17 protein-coding genes, 1 pseudogene and 1 CRISPR repeat array are annotated in these 23195 nt (G+C 27.7%); all 18 genes and pseudogenes read right to left on the reverse strand.

The genetic code is table 11. The features are described from left to right. Positions 1-4: 4 nt before the first annotated feature. The 18 genes and pseudogenes from rplI to EII29_RS06420 all read right to left on the reverse strand — a co-directional run bounded on the left by rplI (position 5) and on the right by EII29_RS06420 (position 23128). Positions 5-460, reverse strand: coding sequence for a 50S ribosomal protein L9 (gene rplI / locus EII29_RS06335; RefSeq protein ID WP_125236694.1), 456 nt, complete (start codon positions 458-460; stop codon positions 5-7). Between the two features lie 137 nt (positions 461-597). Then, positions 598-2163 carry a DNA polymerase III subunit gamma/tau gene (gene dnaX, locus EII29_RS06340; protein ID WP_125236695.1) on the reverse strand — a complete coding sequence of 522 codons (1566 nt, stop codon included), beginning with the start codon at positions 2161-2163 and terminating at the stop codon, positions 598-600. Positions 2164-2310: 147 nt separating this feature from the next. Continuing rightward, positions 2311-3927 carry an ABC transporter ATP-binding protein gene (locus tag EII29_RS06345; RefSeq protein ID WP_125236696.1) on the reverse strand — a complete coding sequence of 539 codons (1617 nt, stop codon included), beginning with the start codon at positions 3925-3927 and terminating at the stop codon, positions 2311-2313. Next, positions 3911-5578, reverse strand: a pseudogene (locus EII29_RS06355) (ATP-binding cassette domain-containing protein). The gene EII29_RS06345 and the pseudogene EII29_RS06355 overlap by 17 nt, the downstream one beginning before the upstream one ends. A 295-nt stretch (positions 5579-5873) precedes the next feature. Further along, complete coding sequence (gene rph / locus EII29_RS06360; protein WP_125236699.1) at positions 5874-6566, reverse strand: ribonuclease PH; 693 nt, start codon at positions 6564-6566, stop codon at positions 5874-5876. Positions 6567-6581: 15 nt separating this feature from the next. Then, positions 6582-7832: a serine hydroxymethyltransferase gene (gene glyA / locus EII29_RS06365; RefSeq protein ID WP_125236700.1), complete on the reverse strand. Its 1251-nt coding sequence runs from the start codon at positions 7830-7832 to the stop codon at positions 6582-6584. Positions 7833-8109: 277 nt separating this feature from the next. After that, the gene (locus tag EII29_RS06370) at positions 8110-8454 is read right to left on the reverse strand and encodes a hypothetical protein (RefSeq protein ID WP_148096408.1); all 345 of its coding nucleotides are present in this window, start codon (positions 8452-8454) and stop codon (positions 8110-8112) included. Beyond that, the gene (locus EII29_RS12050) at positions 8455-8622 is read right to left on the reverse strand and encodes a hypothetical protein (protein WP_158612477.1); all 168 of its coding nucleotides are present in this window, start codon (positions 8620-8622) and stop codon (positions 8455-8457) included. It abuts the gene before it with no gap. 216 nt (positions 8623-8838) lie between these two features. Beyond that, complete coding sequence (locus EII29_RS06375; protein ID WP_125236702.1) at positions 8839-9174, reverse strand: hypothetical protein; 336 nt, start codon at positions 9172-9174, stop codon at positions 8839-8841. A gap of 181 nt (positions 9175-9355) precedes the next feature. Further along, complete coding sequence (locus tag EII29_RS06380) at positions 9356-10138, reverse strand: ankyrin repeat domain-containing protein (protein ID WP_199726039.1); 783 nt, start codon at positions 10136-10138, stop codon at positions 9356-9358. Positions 10139-10249: 111 nt separating this feature from the next. Beyond that, a CRISPR array of direct repeats spans positions 10250-10955; the repeat unit is 36 nt; unit sequence GTTTTAGTCCTCTTCGATATTGAGGTAGTCCATATC. A 132-nt stretch (positions 10956-11087) separates the two neighbouring features. Beyond that, positions 11088-11411 carry a CRISPR-associated endonuclease Cas2 gene (gene cas2 / locus EII29_RS06385; protein ID WP_125236703.1) on the reverse strand — a complete coding sequence of 108 codons (324 nt, stop codon included), beginning with the start codon at positions 11409-11411 and terminating at the stop codon, positions 11088-11090. Further along, entirely contained in the window at positions 11401-12312 is a 912-nt protein-coding gene (cas1, locus tag EII29_RS06390) for a type II CRISPR-associated endonuclease Cas1 (RefSeq protein ID WP_125236704.1), read from the reverse strand. Before cas1 ends, cas2 begins: the two co-directional genes overlap by 11 nt. 29 nt (positions 12313-12341) lie before the next feature. Then, positions 12342-16868, reverse strand: coding sequence for a type VI-A CRISPR-associated RNA-guided ribonuclease Cas13a (cas13a, locus tag EII29_RS12055; RefSeq protein ID WP_158612478.1), 4527 nt, complete (start codon positions 16866-16868; stop codon positions 12342-12344). A 340-nt stretch (positions 16869-17208) separates the two neighbouring features. Next, positions 17209-18183 (reverse strand): MBL fold metallo-hydrolase, encoded by a 975-nt coding sequence (locus tag EII29_RS06400; RefSeq protein ID WP_125236705.1) that lies wholly within the window; start codon positions 18181-18183, stop codon positions 17209-17211. 23 nt (positions 18184-18206) lie between these two features. Then, positions 18207-19151 carry a nucleoside hydrolase gene (locus EII29_RS06405; protein ID WP_125236706.1) on the reverse strand — a complete coding sequence of 315 codons (945 nt, stop codon included), beginning with the start codon at positions 19149-19151 and terminating at the stop codon, positions 18207-18209. A 36-nt stretch (positions 19152-19187) separates the two neighbouring features. After that, a complete protein-coding gene (locus EII29_RS06410; RefSeq protein ID WP_233573271.1) occupies positions 19188-19976 on the reverse strand; it encodes a molybdopterin-binding protein in 789 nt (262 codons plus the stop codon). A gap of 506 nt (positions 19977-20482) precedes the next feature. Then, a complete protein-coding gene (gene treC / locus EII29_RS06415; protein ID WP_125236707.1) occupies positions 20483-22174 on the reverse strand; it encodes an alpha,alpha-phosphotrehalase in 1692 nt (563 codons plus the stop codon). 516 nt (positions 22175-22690) lie between these two features. After that, positions 22691-23128: an ASCH domain-containing protein gene (locus tag EII29_RS06420; protein ID WP_125236708.1), complete on the reverse strand. Its 438-nt coding sequence runs from the start codon at positions 23126-23128 to the stop codon at positions 22691-22693. Positions 23129-23195 lie beyond the last annotated feature (67 nt).

Below are 23195 nucleotides of genomic sequence, written 5' to 3' on the forward strand. Positions count from 1 at the left end.
TTTATTATTCCTGTCCTTCCAATTTCACTTTTATTATTGCTTTAACCTCAGAATGAAGCTTTATTTCCACATCGTGTTCACCAAGCTCTTTCATTCTTGAATCCGAAGATATTTTTTTCTTATCTATCTCTATATTCAGTTGCTCTTTTATTGCTTCCGCTATTTCTTTACCTCCGACAGAACCGAATACTTTTCCGTTATTTCCCGACTTTACTTTCAGAACTATTTCTTTCGAATTTAATAATTCTTTCAGTTCACTTGCTTTTTTTACATCATTGTCATGATTTCTTTTTATTTTTTCATTTCTATTTTTCAGTTTATTTATATTCTCAGGAGTTGCAGGTACTGCCTTATTTTGAGCAAATAAAAAATTATTTGCATATCCGTCCTTTACTTCAACAATTTCATCCTTCTTTCCTACACCTTTTATTGTGTCTTTTAAAATTACTTTTACTTTCATTACTTTCCTCCTATCATATTTAAATAATCGTATACTATTAAATAATTTTTATTATGACATAATTATGTCATATTCACTATTATACTTCTTATTTTTTATATTTTCCCGTTTTACAACTTTATATTTTATTTTATATTCTATTTTTTATCAATTATTTCACCTTCGAAAAAATCAATCACTTTATTTATAAAGTCATCTCCCGAATGCTCCTTTGCTTTTCCTTCAAAAACAGTATCTATTAAAACATCCGAACTACATATTTTATTTATTATCTTTTCTATTTTTATCCTGTTTTCATTTTCCATTATTTTATCACTATGAAATTTATGTCCTTCAGGAAATCTTATTAAAAGAATGTTTCCGTCTATCTTTTCAGGATATGTATCGGATAAAAGAGCTTCAAGCATTACACTTTTCTTTTTTATCTCCTTTTTTATATCCGCCCATTTTTCTTCAAACATCTCAATAGTATAATATATTGATTTCATATTACTTATGTCTGTTTCCGAAATATCCGACACATTTGTCGCCGCTGCCGAAATATTTTCACCGTTTTTCCCTATTAAAGAACTGTTTTCAGCTTTTCTTTTACTTACCGAAACCGAATTTCCACTGCCTGAAGATATTCCTGATACCTTTTCATTAATATTCACTGTATTTCCGGCACTTTGTCCGGTATTTACTCTTTCTTTGTACAACTCATATATAAGCACGTATCCTAAAAGTCTTTTATCTTCTTCATACTTAAATTCATTCAGTACCGAAAATATTGAACTTATTGTATTAAGTATAAAATCAGCTGAAAGTTCCTTATTTTTTTTAAATTGTTCTTTTAAATAATAAGCAAAATCTTTCAGAAAAATTTCCGTTCCGATTCCTTCTTCCCATATCCTGTCTATAAAGTCTATAAGCTCTTCTTTATTTCTTTTCCTTATCAGTTCAAGAAATTCACTCAAAACAATTTCAGGTACCACTCCCAGTGCATTTTGCGTTTTTGAAATATCTATATTTTCACCGTTAAAATTTGACACGACCTGCTCAAATATTGAAAAACTGTCTCTTGCACTTCCTTCCGACTTTCTGTAAATAAGATCAAGGCTGGCATCATCTATTTCTATATTTTCCTTTTCCGACACTTCCCTTAAAAGAGCTGTTATATCTTTCCTGTCAATAGGTAGAAAATCATATCTCTGACAACGGGAAACTACCGTATCGGGTATTTTATCTATTTCTGTAGTTGCCAATATAAATATTACATGAGAAGGAGGTTCTTCCAAAGTTTTCAGAAGGGCATTGAACGCCTCTTTTGTAAGCATGTGGACTTCGTCTATTATATATACTTTTTTTCTTCCTTTTACAGGTTGATAATTTATTTTTTCTTTAAGTTCACGTATTTCGTCAATTCCTCTGTTTGAAGCGGCATCAATTTCAATCATATCCATTGAAATTCCTTGAGCAATCTCTCTGCAATTATCACATTCTCCACACGGATTATCGGTAATACCGTTATTAAGACAGTTCACACCTTTTGCAATAAGTCTTGCAATAGTTGTCTTCCCTACTCCTCTCGGTCCTGTAAATAAATATGCATGAGAAAGTCTGTTCTCTCTCAGAGAATTTTTTATGGCTCTCGTTACAAATTCCTGTCCTGCAATTTCGTTAAAATTCTGCGGTCTGTACTTTCTATATAATGTAATATTCATTATTCTCACCCTTTAATAATCAGCAATAATTATAGTATAAGATTATACCATTTTTATTATTATTTTTCAATTTAAGGATTTTATATAAAAAATAAAATTGCAAATATAATAACCACATTTTTATCTTTATTTATATAAAAGTATTCTTCATTTGATTAATACCGATTTAAAATCTTCATACATACTTCTTTGAGAAAGATGAGTTATAATTACTAAACTTAAAGTCGGATAATTTTTTCTTATATTTTTTAAGATACTTTCCATCGTTTTTTTATCAATATTGGAATCAGGTTCATCTAAAAACAGTATTTCAGGATTTTTTATCAATTCTCTGCTTATAGCCAGCCTTGTTTTTTCCCCTTTGGAAATATTTTTCCCTTTTTCATTAATTTCCGTATAAATACCTTTTTCCAGACTGTTTATCCATTCCTCAGCTTCCAATATTTTTACAGCTTTCCGTATTTCATCATCAGACACTTCCTCCGTGCCCATTTTTATATTTTTTATTATACTCTCATTATAGACTGAAACCTGTTGCGGAACAAAGCCGAACGGTAACAAATTTTCATCTTTTTCATTTATCTTCTTTCCGTCTATATATATTTCTCCTGATGTCGGTGATTTTATCCCGAAAAGAAGTTTCAGCAAAGTTGATTTTCCACTGCCGTTATCCCCTAAAATAATATAATTATTCGGAAACTGAAAAATTACATTCAAATTATTAAAAATTTCTCTTTCTTCTTCATAATATTTGAAATTTACATTTTTTAACTCTATTTTTTCTATTTTCTCAAATTTAACTACTTTTCTATTTTCATTTTTAATATTCGCTTTCTCAATATAATTATCTATTTTTTTATTACTTACTCCTATTCTTCTTAAAGTTTTTATATATCCGCCCATATATTCAGTAACAAAAGCTATTCCGCCAATCATGGAAAATATTAACAATAGTGCTCCGAAAGTTATCTCTTTCTGAACAACAAGTTTTAATCCGATGACAATGACTGTTATTTTAAATCCGACTGAATAAATCATATTATTAATTAAATTTGTAATATTTTCAAATATATTTATTTTCATTTTATTTTCCGTTATTTTTTCAGATACTTTATTAATATATGTTCTAAATTTATTTTCCTGATTATAAATTTTAATAATCAATATGTTATTTATAAAGTCTATAACATATTTTAACCGCTTTTCTATGTGACTTCTATTTTTTTCAGTTAATTTTCCGATGTATTTGGAACACACTATATCTATAGTAACAGCTATTATCCCCATTGCATAAAGTATAAACAGCATTTTATATGATAAAATACCTATAATTACTGATGAAACACTGCCTGCTATAACTGCCTGAAAGAAAACTGCAAGATCCCAGCCGGCAATCTGAGAAGAAATTTCCACATCATGTTGTAATAAAGATAAAAAAACTGATGAATGTTCATTTTCAAAGCTTCCTTTTTTCAGTTTATTTTCAAATAAATATTCTGTCAGTTTTACTTTATAAATATTTTCACATCTTTCCATTAAATAACCCCATAAAGGTATAAGGAATATGAAATATATAAAAATCAATATAATCAGAATTATTCCGTAAAACTGATATCTGCTGTCTCTTTTAATATAATTGAATATGAAAAAACAGGATATTCCAAACAGAAAATCCGATAGCACACTTTGCAGGGAATTAAAAATAAATCCTGCTACGCCTTTTAAATCATAACTTTCCATAAGCAGCTTATATCTTGTTTTCATATTCTCTTCCTCCTTTTTCAGTGTTATCCTTAACTTTTATAACTTGATTTTCTTCATTTATTTCATACACTTTATTGCAAATTTTCAATATTTCAGGTCTATGAGTAACAATTAAAACAGTAGCCTGAATTTTTGATAAAAGATTACATAAAAGCTCTTCTGAATCTTTGTCTAAAGATGCCGTCGGCTCATCTAATATAAGTAATTCTGTATTTTTAAATAAAGCTCTTGCTATACTTATTTTTAATTTCTGACCTCCTGATAAATTAGCCCCGAACTGTTTCAGGCTCGCATTTTTTTCGACTAATTCTTTCATATTTAAAGCTTTCGTTATTTTTTCCAGTTTTACTTTTTCTTCTTCTGTCAGCTCTCTGTCCAATAAAGTTACATTGTATTTTACCGTACTGTCAAACAAATATATGTTATTATCCACATACCCCGTTTTTTCCCATAATTTTTACGTATTCTTTTCAGGATTCATATTAAATACTCTAACTGTTCCTTTTTCCACTTTATATAAACCTAAAATAATCTTCAGTAATGTAGTTTTTCCGCTACCTGTCTTTCCTATAATTGCAACTTTCTCATTCTTTAGTATCTCCATATCAATATTTTTTAATATCTCATCTTTTTTGTTTATATAAGTATAACTTACATTCTTCATTTCTATGATTTTATTTTCTTCTTCAGTTTCATTTTTACTTTTTTCTTCCGATTTTCCGTTTCTCTGTTTAAAAAGTTCTGAAATCTCATCTATTTTAGCCTTCTGGCCCTTCAATTTTGTCATTGTCCGAAGAAAATGAGAAAATGGCAACGAAGCTCCCACTACTAAATTCAGCGAAGACAAAAATGTTCCGTAGCTCATTTTATTTGCAGGCACTCTGAATATTCCCACAGCTAACAGCAAAATTGTAGGTAAATATTCATTTAACAATCCCGGAATATATGCTGTCTGATAATCTTTCAGCATTTTATCCGTTTTCCTTAAATATTTTTCTGATTTTTCAGAATAATTTTTATAAATATAATTTTCATTTTTGGTCATTTTAATGTTTTCCATATCTTCAATTACTTCTTTTTGATATGATAGCAGTTCATTTTCCGCTTTAAAAACTTCATTTGACGAATCGATTATAACGTTCCCGTATTTGAAATCTATTAAAATACTGATTAAAACTTCGGGAATAATTACAATTCCTGTTTTATAGTCTATCAATAAAATTCCTGCCATTGTTAAAAGAAAATTTACAGGAGTAAATATAATTTTTTCAAATGAATTATCAAAAAAATTTTTTAATTCCGGCACTTTTTTACTTAAGATGGCAACTTTCTCTCCTTCTTTTTTTGAATCAAAATCATTTATTTTCATTTGTGAAATAGTTTCGCTGACTTTATAATTGAGTTTTTTCTCGATTTTCATATTTATAATTAAAAAACTTATCTTTCTTATAAAAGTAAATAATATATACAAAATGACAGACAATAAAAATAGTTTAATGTATTCAAAATTTATATTATTTTCTGAAATCAGTGATTTATCAATGACAGGTTTCAATAAAAGATTATAGGAAATATGTGCTACAGCTGAAATCAGACAGATAAAAAACAGGAAAAAAGCCTGACTCTTTTTTATTTCCAATATTTTTATCATTTTATTCAGTAACTTAATATTCGACAACAATTTTCATCACTCCTTAGTAATTGACTTTATTCCTCGAAAATTTCTTCTATCCTAACATTTTTACTTAATAAAGTAAATTTTTATTATACTTTTGAAACATTAAATATTTATATCCAAAATATTTCCACATAAAAAACCTAATTATGAAAATAAAAAAAGATATAACTTTATTTTAACAATACAGCTATATCTTTTATATTAATCAGTGCAATCATTTAATAGTTCAAACAATTTATTTACTGTTTTGACAGTTTTTCTCTCTATACTACAATTTAAACAATTTCTCAAATCCTTTTCTTGAAATTTCAATAAATTTTAGAAGTTCATCCTGTGTAAATGTGGCTTCTTCTCCTGTTCCCTGTAATTCTATAAATTCACCTTTATCGTTCATTACAATGTTCATATCCACATCTGCCCGAAAATCCTCTTCATATTCCAAATCCAGAAGAATTTCATTTTTGACTTTTCCGACACTTACCGCAGCAACTTTTGAATTAATAGGTATTTCAGTCAACTTTCCTTCATCAATGAGCTTTTCAACGGCAAGTTCCAAAGCCAGATATCCTCCCGTAATAGAGGCTGTCCTTGTCCCTCCGTCAGCCTGTATCACATCACAATCAATAATAACTGTTCTTTCTCCTAACTTTTCAAGATTGACTGCAGCCCTTAAAGCCCTCCCGATTAAACGCTGTATTTCCATAGTTCTGCCCATTAATTTCCCTTTTCCCGATTCACGCTGCACACGATTACTGGTAGCCCTCGGAAGCATACTGTATTCTGCAGTAATCCATCCCGTTCCTGTTCCTCTTAAAAAAGGCGGCACTTTTTCCTCAACGGTGGCATTACAGATAACTTTAGTATTGCCAAACTCTATAAGCACAGAGCCCTCAGGGTGTATAATATAATTTTTTGTAACTTTTATTTCTCTCATTTCATCATTTTTTCTATTTACTCTCACCGATATTTCTCCTTATTAATTCTCTGTTTTTGTATACAAAGGGAATTTCTTCGTCAATTCCAAAACTTCATTTTTTACTTCTTTTATTTTTTCTTCGTCATTTACATTTTCCAGTACTTTTAATATCATACGTGCAATTTCAGCCGTTTCTTTTTCTTTCATTCCTCTTGCCGTAATTGCAGGAGTCCCCAGTCTTATCCCGCTTGTAACGAAAGGTTTTTCAGGATCGTTAGGTATTGAATTTTTATTACACGTAATTCCCGCTTCTTCAAGTTTTTCCTCAGCCATTTTTCCTGTAACTCCTTTAGTTCTGAGGTCTACAAGCATTAAATGATTATCCGTTCCGCCGCTGACTATTCTCAATCCGCCTTTTACCAACTCTTCTGAAAAAATTTTGGCATTTTTAACCACCTGTTTTTGATATTCTTTAAATTCAGGACTTAACGCTTCCTTAAATGCCACTGCTTTTGCAGCAATTATATGCATTAAAGGACCTCCCTGTATTCCGGGAAATACAATTTTATCTATTTTCCGAGCTATTTCTTCATTATTTGTCAAAATTACTCCCCCACGCGGTCCTTTCAACGTTTTATGAGTAGTGGAAGTTACTATGTCGGCATATTCCATAGGATTCGGATGCTCTCCTGCTGCCACAAGCCCTGCAATATGTGCCATATCAACCATTAAATAAGCTCCTGCTTCATCAGCTATTTCTCTGAATTTTTTAAAATCAATTATTCTTGAATACGCACTTGCTCCTGCTATAATCAGCTTCGGTTTTTCTTCCAGTGCAAGTTTTCTTACTTCTTCATAATCTATCAATTCAGTTTCAGGATTTAGTCCGTATTCTATTCCTTTATAATTTTTCCCTGAAAAATTAACTTTATATCCATGAGTTAAATGCCCTCCCGAACTTAATCCCATTCCTAAAATTTTATCTCCCGGCTCCAATAATGCTACATATACACCCATATTTGCCTGTGACCCCGAATGTGGCTGTACGTTTGCATACTTTGCATCAAATATTTTCTTCAGTCTATTTACTGCCAGCTCTTCAACTGTATCGGCATTTTTACATCCTCCATAGTATCTTTTTTTTGGATATCCTTCTGCATATTTATTCGTAAAAACTGATCCGGCAGCTTCCATAACCGCTTTTGAAACAAAATTCTCCGAAGCTATAAGTTCTATTCCTTCCTCTTGTCTTTTCTCTTCCTCAATTATTGCATTATAAACTTCCAAATCTGATTCTTTTATATAGCTCATTTATTTCCTCCCGTCAAATTATGATAAATTTCTGTTTATTTTTATCTGTATTTTCAAACATTATACCAAATTTTTATTTTTTTGTCTTTAGAAATCTTATACATATTTTTGACAATATTTATTATACAATTTTACTTAAAAAGTCTAACTGAACCGATAACAATTTATAGAATGCTTGTAAAAATAAGATCTTTTTAATATTACATTAAAACTGAAATTCTTAAATTAAACAAGCACCCCTCCGAGTGCCTGATAATATTATTATTTTTAATACTTTTTATTTTTTTGTTATTTCTATTATTAATACATTTTTATCTTTAGTTCTTCTTGAATCCCATGCCGCCCCCAAGAAAAATTCTCCAAGATTTCTTTTTGTTGTTAATTTTACATTATAATAAGTTGTTTCAGCTAAATATTCCTGTTTTTTATCCGTTGAATTGTAAAGATAATCTTCCATTAACTCACTTTTATTAATTATTTCATCCAACTTTTGAATATTTATGATTTTACTTAATTCTCTCAAAAATTTTTCAAAAATTTTACCGCTATTCTGTTCTGCAATGTAATTTCCTTTAATTTCTACTTTAGTTACTTCATTTCCTCGATAAAAAAACATTGGCATCTACTGTGTTCCATGAATAAGAAAAAGCTTTTTTTCCTTTATTTTCTCCTTTAAACTTAAAAGGACTGTTTTTGGAAAGTTCATTACTTTTTTTCTAATTTGTTCTACAAAATTAAAAGAAAAACTGAAAATACTAATTAATAAAAACAATCCTAAAATTTTTTTCATAAAATCACTCCTTAATTTTTTTAATATTATAACTTAATTTAAAGAAAAAGGGAAAGAAAAATCTTTATTTTTTCAATATATTTTTTTCTATTTTTCAATTTAACGTATTCTTTAATATGATTTTTATTTTTCTGTAAAAGCTGTTATTCCTTTAAATATTGAAGTAGCTTATTGTATTTTCATAATTATTTGAAAGATTTCAAACAACCTGTTCAATTATAGTTTATTTGGATAAGTTAATAACGGAGTAAAATCCACTTTCCATATATCTACTTCATATAATTGTCCGTTACTATAGGAATACAAAGTTACCAATACGGGAATATCATCTTTATCTTTAAATTGATACTCTGATATAGGTACAATCTCTAAGTTATTCTGAATTTTTTCATCATAATAAAATAAAAAACTGCCCATTCCTCCATCATCAAGTGTGATAACATTATCAGGAAAAGAAATATTTATTTTGGAATATTTAAAATCCAGATTATCCAATAAAATTTTAAGCAGATTAACTTCATTATCCGTTAATGGACGTTTATAAAATTTCATATATTCTCCTAATGTTTAAAAACTTTAAATACTATATGCCGAATTTTTATATCATTTTCTGTAATTTATTTATTAAAAAACTTATCAGAATATATCTGATAAGCATATTATTTTTATTCTCTTTAATACTAAAATTATTCATATTTTGTTCTATATTATTCAATAAATTTTCTTTAATTTCTTAATTACAGGAAGGTTTACCTGTCCGATGATTAACTGCACCATTTTCAATTAATAATTTCTGCATATCTTTATATCCTCTGTCACAGGCAAATGATAATGCACTTTGATTTTTAGGCTTGCTTACTAAATTTACATTTGCTCCTTGAGATAGAAGATATTTTACTATATCAATCCTATTGTTGCTTGCTGCTACCATTATTAAAGTTTCATTATCGTCTTCTACCGTTTGATCGTTAAGATCTACTTTAATTCCTCTTTTTATAAGTAGTTTATGTAATTTTTCCACTACTTTGACATTTTTTCCTAAAACTGCAGATTTTAAAACATTGTACACATCTCCGGTATCTGTCGCTTCAAGATTAGCCCCTTTTTCAACTAAATAATCCACAATATCTTCGTATCCTATGAAAGCAGCCCAACCTAAAGCTGTCTGATTCAAGCTTCCTGTATCCTTTGATTCAATATTCTGCCCTGATTCTACCATTTTTTTCACTTTTTCTAAATTCCCCTGTTTAACTGCATCAAACCATTCTGCATCTGATCCTCTTGAAGGATTTTCATAAAATATTCTCCATGAAAGTTTGTTAGGATTGGCTATATCCTTCATTTCTTCTAAGCTGTATCTGAAGTTCCTATATTTTCCTGAAACTTCCTTTGCTGTTTTTATTGCACTCTTGTCATTATTTTTTGATGATATGTCTTTATTTTTTGCTTCAATATTATTTTGACTGCATGCAACTATTGCAATTCCAATTAAAATTGTTTTCAAAAATTTTTTCAAAATCTTTTCCCTTCTTTTTTTCTTTCAAATTTTTTAATTTATTGAGTCTGAGTCCTGTTCCATTTTAATATAATCCTCATTTTTATTTTAAATCATTTTTCTTAGTTTACTGTTTTACATCTCTTTGATATTGAGGTAGTCCATATCAAAAAGCACTGGTCTTTAAGTTAAACGGCAGAGTTTTAGTCCTCTTCGATATTGAGGTAGTCCATATCATAAAAAAAAGATTTAATAATAATCTTAAAAGTTTTAGTCCTCTTCGATATTGAGGTAGTCCATATCCAAATAATACAAGGGGACGTTTTAGATAAAGTTTTAGTCCTCTTCGATATTGAGGTAGTCCATATCGCAGCAGGAAGCATAATCGGAAAGATAGAAAGTTTTAGTCCTCTTCGATATTGAGGTAGTCCATATCGCGATTGCCTGCACGATATTTTCTGTTAATTTGTTTTAGTCCTCTTCGATATTGAGGTAGTCCATATCAAGGCAGATAAATATGAATGAAATAATTTTAGTTTTAGTCCTCTTCGATATTGAGGTAGTCCATATCATAATTTCCCATTCTTTCAATTTTGTAATTTGTTTTAGTCCTCTTCGATATTGAGGTAGTCCATATCATTATAACTTTGGGATGAAGTTACATTTAAGTTTTAGTCCTCTTCGATATTGAGGTAGTCCATATCTAAAAAGATATGTATGGATAAAAGAATAATTGTTTTAGTCCTCTTCGATATTGAGGTAGTCCATATCAAAATTAGAAAAATTAAAGAGGGCATATAAAGTTTTAGTCCTCTTCGATATTGAGGTAGTCCATATCCCATCCTAAAATGGGATATTACAGATAACTATTGATATTATTTCTGTTTTTATATTATTTTTAAAACTTTCTTTTATTTTTTTCATGATATGAACCACCTTTTATATTAATTATACCACATTTTTTGATTTTTTAATATTCCAAAATTCTATTTTTATTTTTTAAAATTAGTTCTCCCATTGTTATTTCTCCCGACAGAACCTTCATTTTTCTGAACTGTTCTTCTGTCAGCAACAATGTCCTTACTGACGAATTTTTCGGAATCATCACGGATATCTGCTTTTCAGTCGTTTCTATTCTTTCTTTTGTATTGGAACTCATTATATAAATAGATTTCTGTATCTGATAATACCCCTTTTTAATAATCATTTTTCTGAAATTATTATATTCCTTTATTTCAATATCTGTCTGCATGGGAAAATCATACATTAACAATCCTATATACTTAATACTCATAATCTTCTATCCTCACATCGGGAATTTCAGCTTCAACACTTTCATCAACAAAATAATTTCTTATATTATCAATAAAGTAGTCAATTACTTGAGACAAATCATATTTTTTATCTTTCCAGTACACTTTCTGCTTCAGTACCGTTAATAATTTCTGTCTTAATTCCTTACTTAATCTTATTTCTTCAGTTTTATTGAAATATACAACAAAATCCACCATAGGTCTGAATATCTCAATAATATCATCAGATAAATTATAACTGTTAAATTGAGATTTATGATGTATACCTAAACTCGGATGAAATCCCTTTCCTACTATCTTTGATGAAATCAATGTCCGTAAAATCATATATCCATAATTAAGTGCAGAATTAACACCGTCATCACTGAATCTTTTAAATGAATTTCCGAATAATTCCTGAAAATATATCCTCGAGGCTATTGCTTCCTGATGTTCGGCATCCGTCTTTTTTAATCTGATATTATCAATATACATTGACAATCTGTTTATTGCTGTTTCTGATTTTTCAAGAAATTTTAAAAGCTCTCTTTGATTTTCTATTTTTTTTATGACTATTTCCGACCATATTTCTTCTTTTTTCTTTTCTGACCATTTTATTTGCTCATTAATTCTGGTAGTTACTTGAAAATGATTATACAGTCCCATAGAATGAAGAGCAGGCTGATGTTTTTCATTACATATTATAAGAGGAATATTGTTTTCCACCAATTTCAACTGTAATACTCCTGTTATTCTACACTTACAATTTTCAATAACAACTGCCATCACATCATTAAGTGAAATCCTGTCAATTTTATTGTTATCATCTTCATCAATCATTACAAGCTGATTATTGGAAATTGATAAATCATCAGCTCTCGTTATATGAATTATATTTGACACTTTTCTTCAGCTCCTTCAAATACACAGTATTACAATTTCTTTGTTAATATTTTTTCAATTAATTTTACGACATATTCAGAATTATAGTGCTCTAATTCTAACACTGAAACTTTTTTAGGATTTATCAAATTTTTTATTTCAAATAAAGTTTTACTATTATCTGGGCAATTATCTGACAATCTAAACTTTCTTTTTAAATTATTATAATTTAAATCCACATCTTTCTTAAATACTTCAAATACACTATTATATGTGGAATTATTATATCTTGTACTATACTCCATCACTTCAGAAACCTTATCTATCTGCTCTGCAATACTGTATTTTTTAAAAGGTTCTCTTATAATATAAAAATGCGAAATATAGTTTCTAATACTTTTTTTCTCTGGTTTATTAATTTCAGAATTTTCTGATAAATTAATTCCAAATTTCAAGCAAATTTTCACTAATTTTGGGTAATCTTTAAAATTATAGTATGAAGTTGCAAAATCCAATTCTCTACCCTTTGTCTTGTCATTTTTGTCTATATATTTATACTTAGGATATGGCGATGATCTATTCTCATTCCTATTATTTTCTAACTCTATAATATCTAAATAATTTAATCCGTTTACAATATAATGCATATCTCTTTCAAATCTAGCCATTTGAATGGCAAGTTTCCAATTTATATCTATTAAATAACTTTCTATTTTATTTAAGTAGTTAAATTCTACCAAGTCTCTAACTCTTTTATATTCAGAAACTTCATTATAATTTTCTTTCAATTTTTCAAAAGACTCATATTTTTTATGTTTTATATTTTGAATAAAGAAACAACTATTTTGTTCCAATTTATCTTTATATTTTTCTTTGTATTCTTTAGAATACCCATTCAATTTATTATTTAAATATTTCAATATTTCATCAATTTCAAATATTTCATTATTTCTAATATTATTATCAAATAACACTTTTGTATCAACTACTTTTATATCTTCTGAAATTAGTTCATATATATTATCAAAATTTGGATTTCCAATATTTAAAAATAAATTCTTTTTGTAAATATATAACTCATTCTTATTTTTCTCTGGATAATATACTTTTTCAAATTTATCTTCATTTTCTATTAAGTTATCAATTATTTCTTTATACTTTTTCAAAAATTTTGAGTTAAATATTAATTTAAGTGCCTTTCTATTTTTTATTTTTTCTATAAATTTATCTATTTCAGATATTATATCTACACTATTTAAATTTTTAGGATTAATCTTCGGCATTAATATTTTTTTCTCATTTCTATCTAAATTATCTGCTTTTATTTTTATTTTTGTATCATCTTCAAAATTCACAATTTGATTAAATTTTCTATCTAATATTTTTTTTATTTCATAATCATTTATGAATTTACTTTTAATATTTTCTTTTATATCTTCATAGTATTTACCAAAAAATTCCCTTTTTGTCAGTAAAAATTCTTCCTCTATAAGTTCCATTTTTTCAATAAATTTTTTTAAATCTAGTTTCCAATTTTCTGTTATCCATTCCGTTTTTAATGTATTTATTTGCATTATTTCATCTAAAACTTCTATAATATTCTGATATTCTTGTCTATCTAACCAAACTGATATTGCAAATAATCGATTTCTAATTTTATTTATAACAACATTGTTATTTAATAACGCAAATATTGAAATTATATATTCAAAATCATTTTTTATTTCTATGCTTTTATTGTCAGATTTTATTATAACTTTTCTTCTATAAGTTTTATTATCATTAATATCTTTTATTTTTTGCTTAATTTTTTTTATATCCATATTAAAATTTGAAAAATCAAAAATTTCTTTGTAATTTTTCTTCAAATATTCAATATAACATTCTATAACTTTTTTTTGATATTTTTTTATAGCTTTATTATTTCCTTTCGAAGCTAAAATCTGAGAATTTTTATAATAATTTTCTATAATAGGTTTATCTACTTCATCAGTTCCACTTAACGTTTTTTTCAATTCCTTTAAAAATTTATACTTATTATTCTCTTTTCCCAAATCCTTTTCTAAAATCAATTTTTTATACAATTCTTTATTTATATATATTAAAGCATTCCTTATAATTCTTTCTGTTTCTATTGTATCAAACGGATTATTTTTATTCATTTTTTTATATAAATTCAATATTTCAGGAAGTACTTTAGAAAACGACGGAAGAAATTTAATAATTTTGTTATTTTCTTTTGAGATATCTATATTATTTATTTTAGAAATTATTTTTTCTTTTCCTTTAAAAACTACATCTAAATTTAATGCTTTTGATATTTCTTCATTTGATATTTTTAGATTTTGAATTATACTCACCACTTTATTATAGTCTTCTAATGTTCCTTTTTGGTCTCTTGTTTTGTCGTCATTATCATTCTCTAATATTTCTTTTTGATTTCTTCTTTTATCATTTGCATGCAGTATTTTATTTCTTTCATTTGTTCCTATCTTTATAAATTTACTTTTGAAATTTTCTGTAATCTCATTTTTGTCATCTAAGAATTTTAAATCTCTCATTATTTTTAATTTTGAATTCGAAATTTTTTTATCCAGTATATAATCTCTTTCCCTATCTCCTCCAAAAAAATCTATATTTTCAGTACCTTCAGCATTTTTTTTAGAAAATATTTTATTCAATTCCATATTAGTAGCAGCAAAGAATGCTATCAATTCTAAATCTAATTCTTCTTTTGCGTGAAGTTTAGAAAAATCATTAGTATTAACTTTTGTCATATCTATATTATTATGTTTTATTTTTCCTAAATACATAATATGTTCTAACGTATATTGCTTAACTCTTTTTTCTATTTTATTCAACAGTGAGTCAAAATTTAATATTTTTTCTATTTTTAAAGAATTTTCTCTTATCTCTCTTCTGTTAATAAGTATTTTTTCTATTCTGCCCTTTATATATCTATATATAATTTTATATAGTTCTTTTTCATTACAGGGCATTTTTTCAAATTCAAAATTATCCCCAATTACTTCTATATTTCCGTCTTTTTTAAATATTGATTTGTAATGTCCTTTATATAAGCCAAAAATTTCTGTATCAAAATTTTCTTCTTCTTTTATTTTATCTTTTAAATCATTTACTAATTTTTCTATTTTAAATTCTTTTAAAATTTTCTCTATCTTATTTCTAATAACTTTACTTTCTATATCTTTTATAAATAATTTTACTATTTCATTTTTTTCTTTTCCTTTTTCTTTAAACTTTTCATGTTTATCCATTTCTACATATGTTTTAATTCTGGCTTTTTCTATTTTTTCTTTCGGCATATCTTGAGTTTCTTTTTTCTTAAGTTCAACTCTTTTTGCAATATCCCAATATTTCAGTTCTCCAATTATATAATCTACAATATCTTCTTTTGTTAATTTAACACTGTTACAAATATAATTTAAAATTTTATTTACAAAAATTTTTTTATTTTCAGTTGCTTTTTTTCCACCAACATTAGAGTAAAATTCTACAAATTTATCAATATTCCATTTTTTGTTTTCAGAATTTTTTTTCTTTATTTCCTCTATATGTTCTACAATCTTACCGTATTCTTCTTCTTTTTCTAAAAATAAAATTTCGATATAATCTCTAAAATATCTTTTTTTAAGATTCTTAACTTCTCCTTGTTCTTCATTTACAAAGTTTTCTATTAAATAATAAAATTTTTCATTTATATTTTGAAACTTTCTGTATACTTCTATTTTTGCCTGTCTTTCTTTTTCATCAATTTTTTTCCAACTTAAAATATATTCCTCTTTATTTCTATCAAATTTAGTTTTATTATATTCAAGTTTAATTTTTATGTTTTCATTTTTTATTGTCAAATAAATTTCTTTGGAATTTTCTTTTAATTTTCCTTTATCCAACTGTTTTTTCAATTGTTCTTTCAACTTTTTTCTAGTAATTTTTTTTGAAAGATTTTCGGTTCGTGATAATACTTCTATCTCATCTACAATATCTTCACCTTTTATTAAAATATTTTCTTTTTTCAATTTAAATAAAATATTCCCCATATGAAATTTTCTATTAAAATCTTTTTGTATGTTATTTTCTGTTTTATATTCTATAAGTTTTTCTATAAATTTACTATTTGTAATTTTAATTTTATCTTCATCTCTCTTACTTTTTACAATATATTTATTTTTTTCTTTAGTATCTGTGTTATCTGGAATTTCATTATTATTTTTTGTAATATATTCTCTTTTTACTCTAATTTTTTTATTATCAAAAATTAAAATATAATCCTTTGTTTCTTTATCATAATTAAGTTTTATACTTCTATTCTTATTTTTTTCTTTATCTATTTCTAGTATTCTTTTTTTTAATTTTTCATTATACAAAATTTTTAAATATACTTCTTTATTATTGAAATTTATTTTATATTTTTCAGTTTTTTCATCAATAACTACTAAATTAATTTCCGTATGTTCTTCATCATTTTTAATTTTCGGTCTTTCTGTTCTTCCTAATTCTATTCTTACTTCTTCTTTATAATTGCACCATTTTTTATACCCATATATTTTACTCATCTTTCTTCCTCCTTGACCAATAATTTTTTCATTTTCTGCTATAATTATATCCTATAATGAAAATATTTCAACTGTTAATTTATAATTTTATTAATTTTTCAACAAACAAAAACCTCTCAAAAATTAAATTTAAAAATATCAATGGTCTCACAAAAAACCAAACTACAAAAACAAAAAAGCCGTCCTATAAATCGGAAACGGATTTCTAATGATAAATAATACATATTTCCAAAAATGAAAATTATTGTTTTTACTCATTTTATAAAAATAATAAAATATATAAAATTTAGGATTAGTATACCTTCCGACTTATAAAACAGCCTTTATTTTAAAAACACTACTAAAAAATCATGCTTTCTCTCTGTTTAGGATATAAAAACTTTATTTTATAAATATTTAAAGCTTCTATTTCTTTTTTTACAGTTTTTTCATTATCTACATTTTTTAAAAAATTAGGTTTTATATGGTTTATGATTATGTTCAGATTTTTTAATTTCTCGGTTCCTCCACTATATTCCGATAACACTTTCATTTCTTCCATCAGCCATTTAGCCGTCAAATGTCCGAACAAATTTTTATCCTCCGTTGAGTTGGGAAAGGAAACTTCAATAATAATCCCTTTCAATTTTCCAGCTTTCAGTTTCGGACCTAATTCTTTCCATATATTGTTCAGCAATTGGGATTTTTCAACTTTATCGGGACCTGTATCACCGAAAAAGGCAAAATATTCTTCTCCGCTTCTTATTAGTAACATTGAAGACTCGTAGTTACTGTGACTTAACGGAAATACCTGTCCATACAGTTCCGTTCCCTCTATTTTGAATTCCTTTCCGATTTCAAGTTTTTTATAGGAATAAACTCCCAATTTAAACCCTTCTCCGGAATCTCCGAAATTAGGCCATACTTTCCAATTGAAAATATTCTTTTCCAGTATATCTATAACAGAAGGCAAGCCGTATATATTTTTCTTCGTATCTTCAGTAGACGATAAAACAAGACCTGCAATATGATCCATATGTGCATGGCTCAAAAAATAACCTTTTATTGATTCTCTGAATATATATCCCAATTTCGTATAGTTGGAATCTTCGGGAACTTTAATATCCTTAAAATTTCCTTTTTTCAATGCTTCTTCAAGACCGTTCACGACACTTCCCGCATCCAATGCCAGATATTCTTTGCTTCCGATATCTCTTAGAATGTACGAAGTGGTAGTTCCCGCTTTCACTCCTCCGCTGTTTCCTAAAGTTATGACTTCAAATTTTGCAAATAAATTTAATGATAATAAAAATAATAGAAGTAATCCTCTTTTCATTTTCTCTCCTTTGATAATAAATTTTAATATTTCGCCAAATTTGTTATATATTCAAAAAAACTGTCTCTATCCACATGATAGACTAAATCAACCGGACGTCCGCCTTGTTTCCTTACTGTACGTCCTCTACTTGGACCTTCAGTTATTACATCACTGTTTACAACTTCTCTTTTTACAAGTTCTTCTTTTCCGAAAGATGCCGTCGTAAGAACGTCCCACAAAAAGTAAGTGGAATTTGTCACAAAATGTGTTAACGGAGGTACTACTGCATAACATTGTCCTAAAAAATCAATTCCTTCATTTTTTCTCTGACTTGCCCACATATCACGAATTTCCTCTGTAAGAGGTACCATTCTCGTACTTTCAAGGGCTACAAGTTCTATTTTTATATTTGAATCCCATACTCTTTTTGCTGCAAAAGGATCCCAGTATACATTCCATTCAGCCGTGCCGTCATGCTCAGGTTCTTCCACATTACCATGTTCTAAAAATGTTCCTCCCATCCAATACAGTTTACCTATTTTCTCTTCTATACTTGAATCAATATCCAATGCCCTTGCCAAATCCGTCAAAGGCCCTACAAATACAAGGTCTACTTTCCCATCAGCTTTTTTCAGCACACGGACTATATCTTCATGGGCTTTTATATGGGTTTCTTCTACTGTCAGAGGCTTAATCTCATTCAAAATAGGTAATGCATCTATCACAAAAGCATGCATTCTCCAGTCTTTAGGAAAAGGATTCACAGCTCTTGAGTCCGACAGTGCAACCTTTATTTTTTTATCTTTTTCAGATCCAAATTTTTCTATGATTTTCCTTGTAGCTGAAGATGCAGGCTGTATATAACAGTCCGCATCCATAACACTAATTCCCACAAGTTCCACATCTTTCATTTTTAATAACAAGTATAATGAAACTAAATCATCCACCCCTCCATCGTGATTTAAATATACTTTTCTTTTTTTCATAAATTCTCCATTTCTTATTCTTTATAAATTTTTACTTTAACTGTCATTTTTTTCTACTTCAGCGGCATCGGGATAAATTTTTCTAATTCCTTTTATAATTCTGTCTATTTCCTTATTAATCCCGTTTTTATCTTTTCTTGAGCCTTTCATCGCTACTCTTATTTGAACCCTTCTTTCTTTGGCATAAGGAGCAACTGTAGGATTGGACATTTGAAAGTATTCTTTTAATCTTTCATCTATTTTCCCTTCAGGCACACCTTTTATTTCCAAAGTTTTCATGATTAGTATGCTGTTCGAATATTGACTTAACAAAGGCAAAACCTGATTATCCATCATCCAAATCATTTCTTTTGGCGGACCGGGCAACACTATTATTTTTTTATCCCTTTTTTCATAGTAAAACCCCGGAGCAAGTCCTACTTCATTTTCTATTAATATCGACCCTTTTATTATCGATGCTTCTTTTTTCCCACCATCAGGAATATCAATGCCAAAACCTCTTTCTTTATACCTTTGAACAAGTTTATCATAGTACTTCTGATTTATTTCAAGTTCTTCTCCGAAAAAATCTGCCACAACTTTTTTTGTAATATCATCTATTGTAGGCCCTAATCCTCCCGTTGTTATTACAAGATTCACTCTATTAAAAGCAATTTCAAGACATTCCTTCACTCTGTTATAATTATCCCCCACTGTTGTCTGATAGTATAAATCTACACCGATATCTGTAAGTTTTTCTGATATGTATTGAGCATTAGTATTAACAATATCCCCTATAAGAAGCTCTGTTCCTATACATAAAATTTCCGCTTTTATTTTAACCACCTTCTTATTTTCAATTATTTCTATTTATGAGGTTTTTTACTAAATAATTTTAAGTGAATTTCCATCTTTTTTCTTCAACATTCAAATTTTACAACGTAAAAAATGCGGTAAGTGAGCGTTGTAAAAACATCCCTTTTTTGTTTTTACAGCGAACGGGCATTTTTAAGTGTCTGTAAAATTTGTGTTGAACGGTTTTTTGGTCTGACCTTTTTTACAAAAAAGGTTAGAAATATTTTTTATATTATACTTTTACATAGTTTTTGGTTCAGTCTTTTTTCAAAAATATGATAAAATTATAAAATATTATTATAGTTTACTATAAAATTTAACTGTACTTTTTTTCATAGTTTCTCTTAATCTTAATCTTTATTTCAACATTCAAATTTTACAATAAGTGAGCGTTGTAAAAACATCCTTTTTTTGTTTTTACAGCGAACGGGCATTTTTAAGTGTCTGTAAAATTTGTGTTGAGCGGTTTTTTGGTCTGACCTTTTTTACAAAAAAGGTTAGAAATATTTTTTTAATACCACACTTTCATAAGGTTTCAATAGTATTTTTCCATCTTTAAGTTCAATTTCTGTTTTATAATTTGACAGTAAAATTTCAGAATTTTCAAAGTTAAGTTCTGTAACGTCAAATTCATTTTTTTCTCCGTAAAAATTATTTATTATTACAAGTTCCCCATTTTCACCTATTCTTTTATAAGCATATACTTTTTCATTTTCAAGGTCTATGTCCTCGTATTTTCCTGTTATTAAAAGTTCCTCGTTTTTTCTGAGTTCTATAAGTTTCTTATAATAATAGAATATCGAATCTTCATCTTTTAAAGCCGCTTCGGCATTTATTTCTTGATAATTGTCGGGAATTCCTATCCATGGCGTCCCTTCAGTAAACCCTGCATTTTTACTGTCATTCCACTGCATGGGAGTTCTTGAATTATCTCTTGATTTCTGCATTAAAATATCAAGTATTTCCTTATCTGAAAGTCCTTCTTTTTCTTTTATCTTATAGACATTCAAAGATTCTACATCACGGTATTTGTCAATATGATCAAAATAAGGATTTGTCATACCGAATTCTTCTCCTTGATATATATAAGGTGTTCCCTGCAGTCCGTGAAGTACCGTTGCCAGCATTTTTGCCGCTTCTTTCCGATATTCCTTATCATTTCCAAATCTTGACAATGCTCTCGGCTGATCGTGATTATTCCAAAATGTGGCATTCCAACCGTTTCCTTCATACATTCCTTTCTGCCATTCAGAAAATATTTTTTTCAACTGAATAAAATTAAATGGAGCTTTTACCCATTTCTCCCCATTTGGATAATCGACTTTTAAATGATGAAATGAAAATACCATTGAAAGTTCTTTTTCATCAGGATTGGAATATTTTACACAGTTATCAATACTTGTCGATGACATTTCTCCTACTGTTATGAGTTCTCCACCTCCAAAGGCTTCTTTATTAAGTTCCTTCAAATATTCATGTATTTTCGGTCCGTCAGTATAAAATCTTCTTCCATCGGCAACAAATCTTTTATCACTTCCGTCATCATTCAAAAATCTCTGATCTTTGGAAATGAGATTTATAACATCCAATCTGAACCCGTCCACACCTTTATCAAGCCAGAATTTTATCATTTCATAAACTTTTTTCCTTACTTTTTCATTTTCCCAGTTTAAATCAGCTTGTGTCACATCAAAAAGATGTAAATAATATTGCTTTCTTTTTTCACTGTATTTCCATGCATTTCCCCCGAATTTTGACTGCCAGTTTGTCGGTTCCTTTCCATTAATGGGATCTTTCCATATATAGAAATCTTTATATTCTTCGTCTCCTGCTTCAGATTTTTTGAACCATTCATTTTCAGTTGATGAGTGATTTACTACAATATCCATTACTATTTTCAGATTTCTTCTATGAGCCTCTTCCAGAAGTTTTTCAAAATCTTCCATTGTTCCGTAATTTTCATCTATATTATAATAATCACTTATATCATATCCGTTATCTTTCTGAGGAGATTTATACATTGGAGTAAGCCACAGTACATCTACCCCCAACTCTTTTAAATAGTCAAGTTTTTCTATAATCCCTTTTATGTCCCCTTGTCCGTTTCCAGTAGTATCATTGAAACTTTTAGGGTAAATCTGGTATACTGTTGATTTATGCCACCATTTTAAATTAAAGTTTTTTTTCATATGAAGTCCACCTCTCATTTATAATCTTTACTAATAACTATTTTTTCTTTTTTAACTGTTTCCATTTTTTTAATTGATTACAAGCACATTCTACATACCAATCAGTTGTTTTAAAATTAAATATATTTTTAAAACGCATTTCAAGATTTTCTCTGGTTTTTTCAATATATCAATTTAATTAACTCTACTATGACTGACAATTATTATTTCAGTATCTAAATCATCAGCATCCGATTTTAAAGCTTTTTCACTAAACCTAATGAACAGTTGACTACTTTTTGACTCCTCCTACAAGTTTTAAAAAATCATCAAAAGCTTCTTACAATTTTTCCATTTGAAAAAAAGCCCGATTTCCATTTTTTATATTATACTCTTCTACAAATATTTGACTAAACTATAGACATTTTTCTAAGTCCATTTATCTTTCAAATTTTTATCCGGAAATTTTTAAAATTCCCTATTTATTTTTTCCGTATTTGTACTCATAAATACCCCCTTATATTCCATATTTGTTTTTTATTCCATTAATTCAAATTCTTCACATAATACTTCCATATCTTCTGTAAATTTCCCGTCAGTTTCTTCCATAAAAAAATCTATATGCACTTTTCTCCAATATTCTAAACTTTTATCTCCCTCCCCTTCCTTAAACGCAAATTCCTTCGTTACATCTTTAAAAGGTGTCCTGTACACTTTCGTATTTATCGTTATACATACTTCTTCTCCTTTGCTGTTTAATATTATATTTATATCTCCTTTCTTGGGAACTCTTTCATTCTCAAGGTCATAAAGTACATATAAAGAAGTGGTTGCTTTTTTCTCTCCTTTCAACACAAGGTCTGCAAGAGCATCTTGTATGTTTTCCTCATATCCGAAAGCAAATTTATTTATATGGACATTTTTTCTTTCTTCTTCACTTAATGTAAGCAAGTATTTTTCAATTAGTTTATTCATTTTTGATTTTCTCCTTTTAATTATATTTTTTAAATATAAAAATTTTCATATTTATATTTATCGCCTT

The organism is Leptotrichia sp. OH3620_COT-345, assembly GCF_003932895.1.
Taxonomy (GTDB): Bacteria; Fusobacteriota; Fusobacteriia; order Fusobacteriales; family Leptotrichiaceae; genus Pseudoleptotrichia.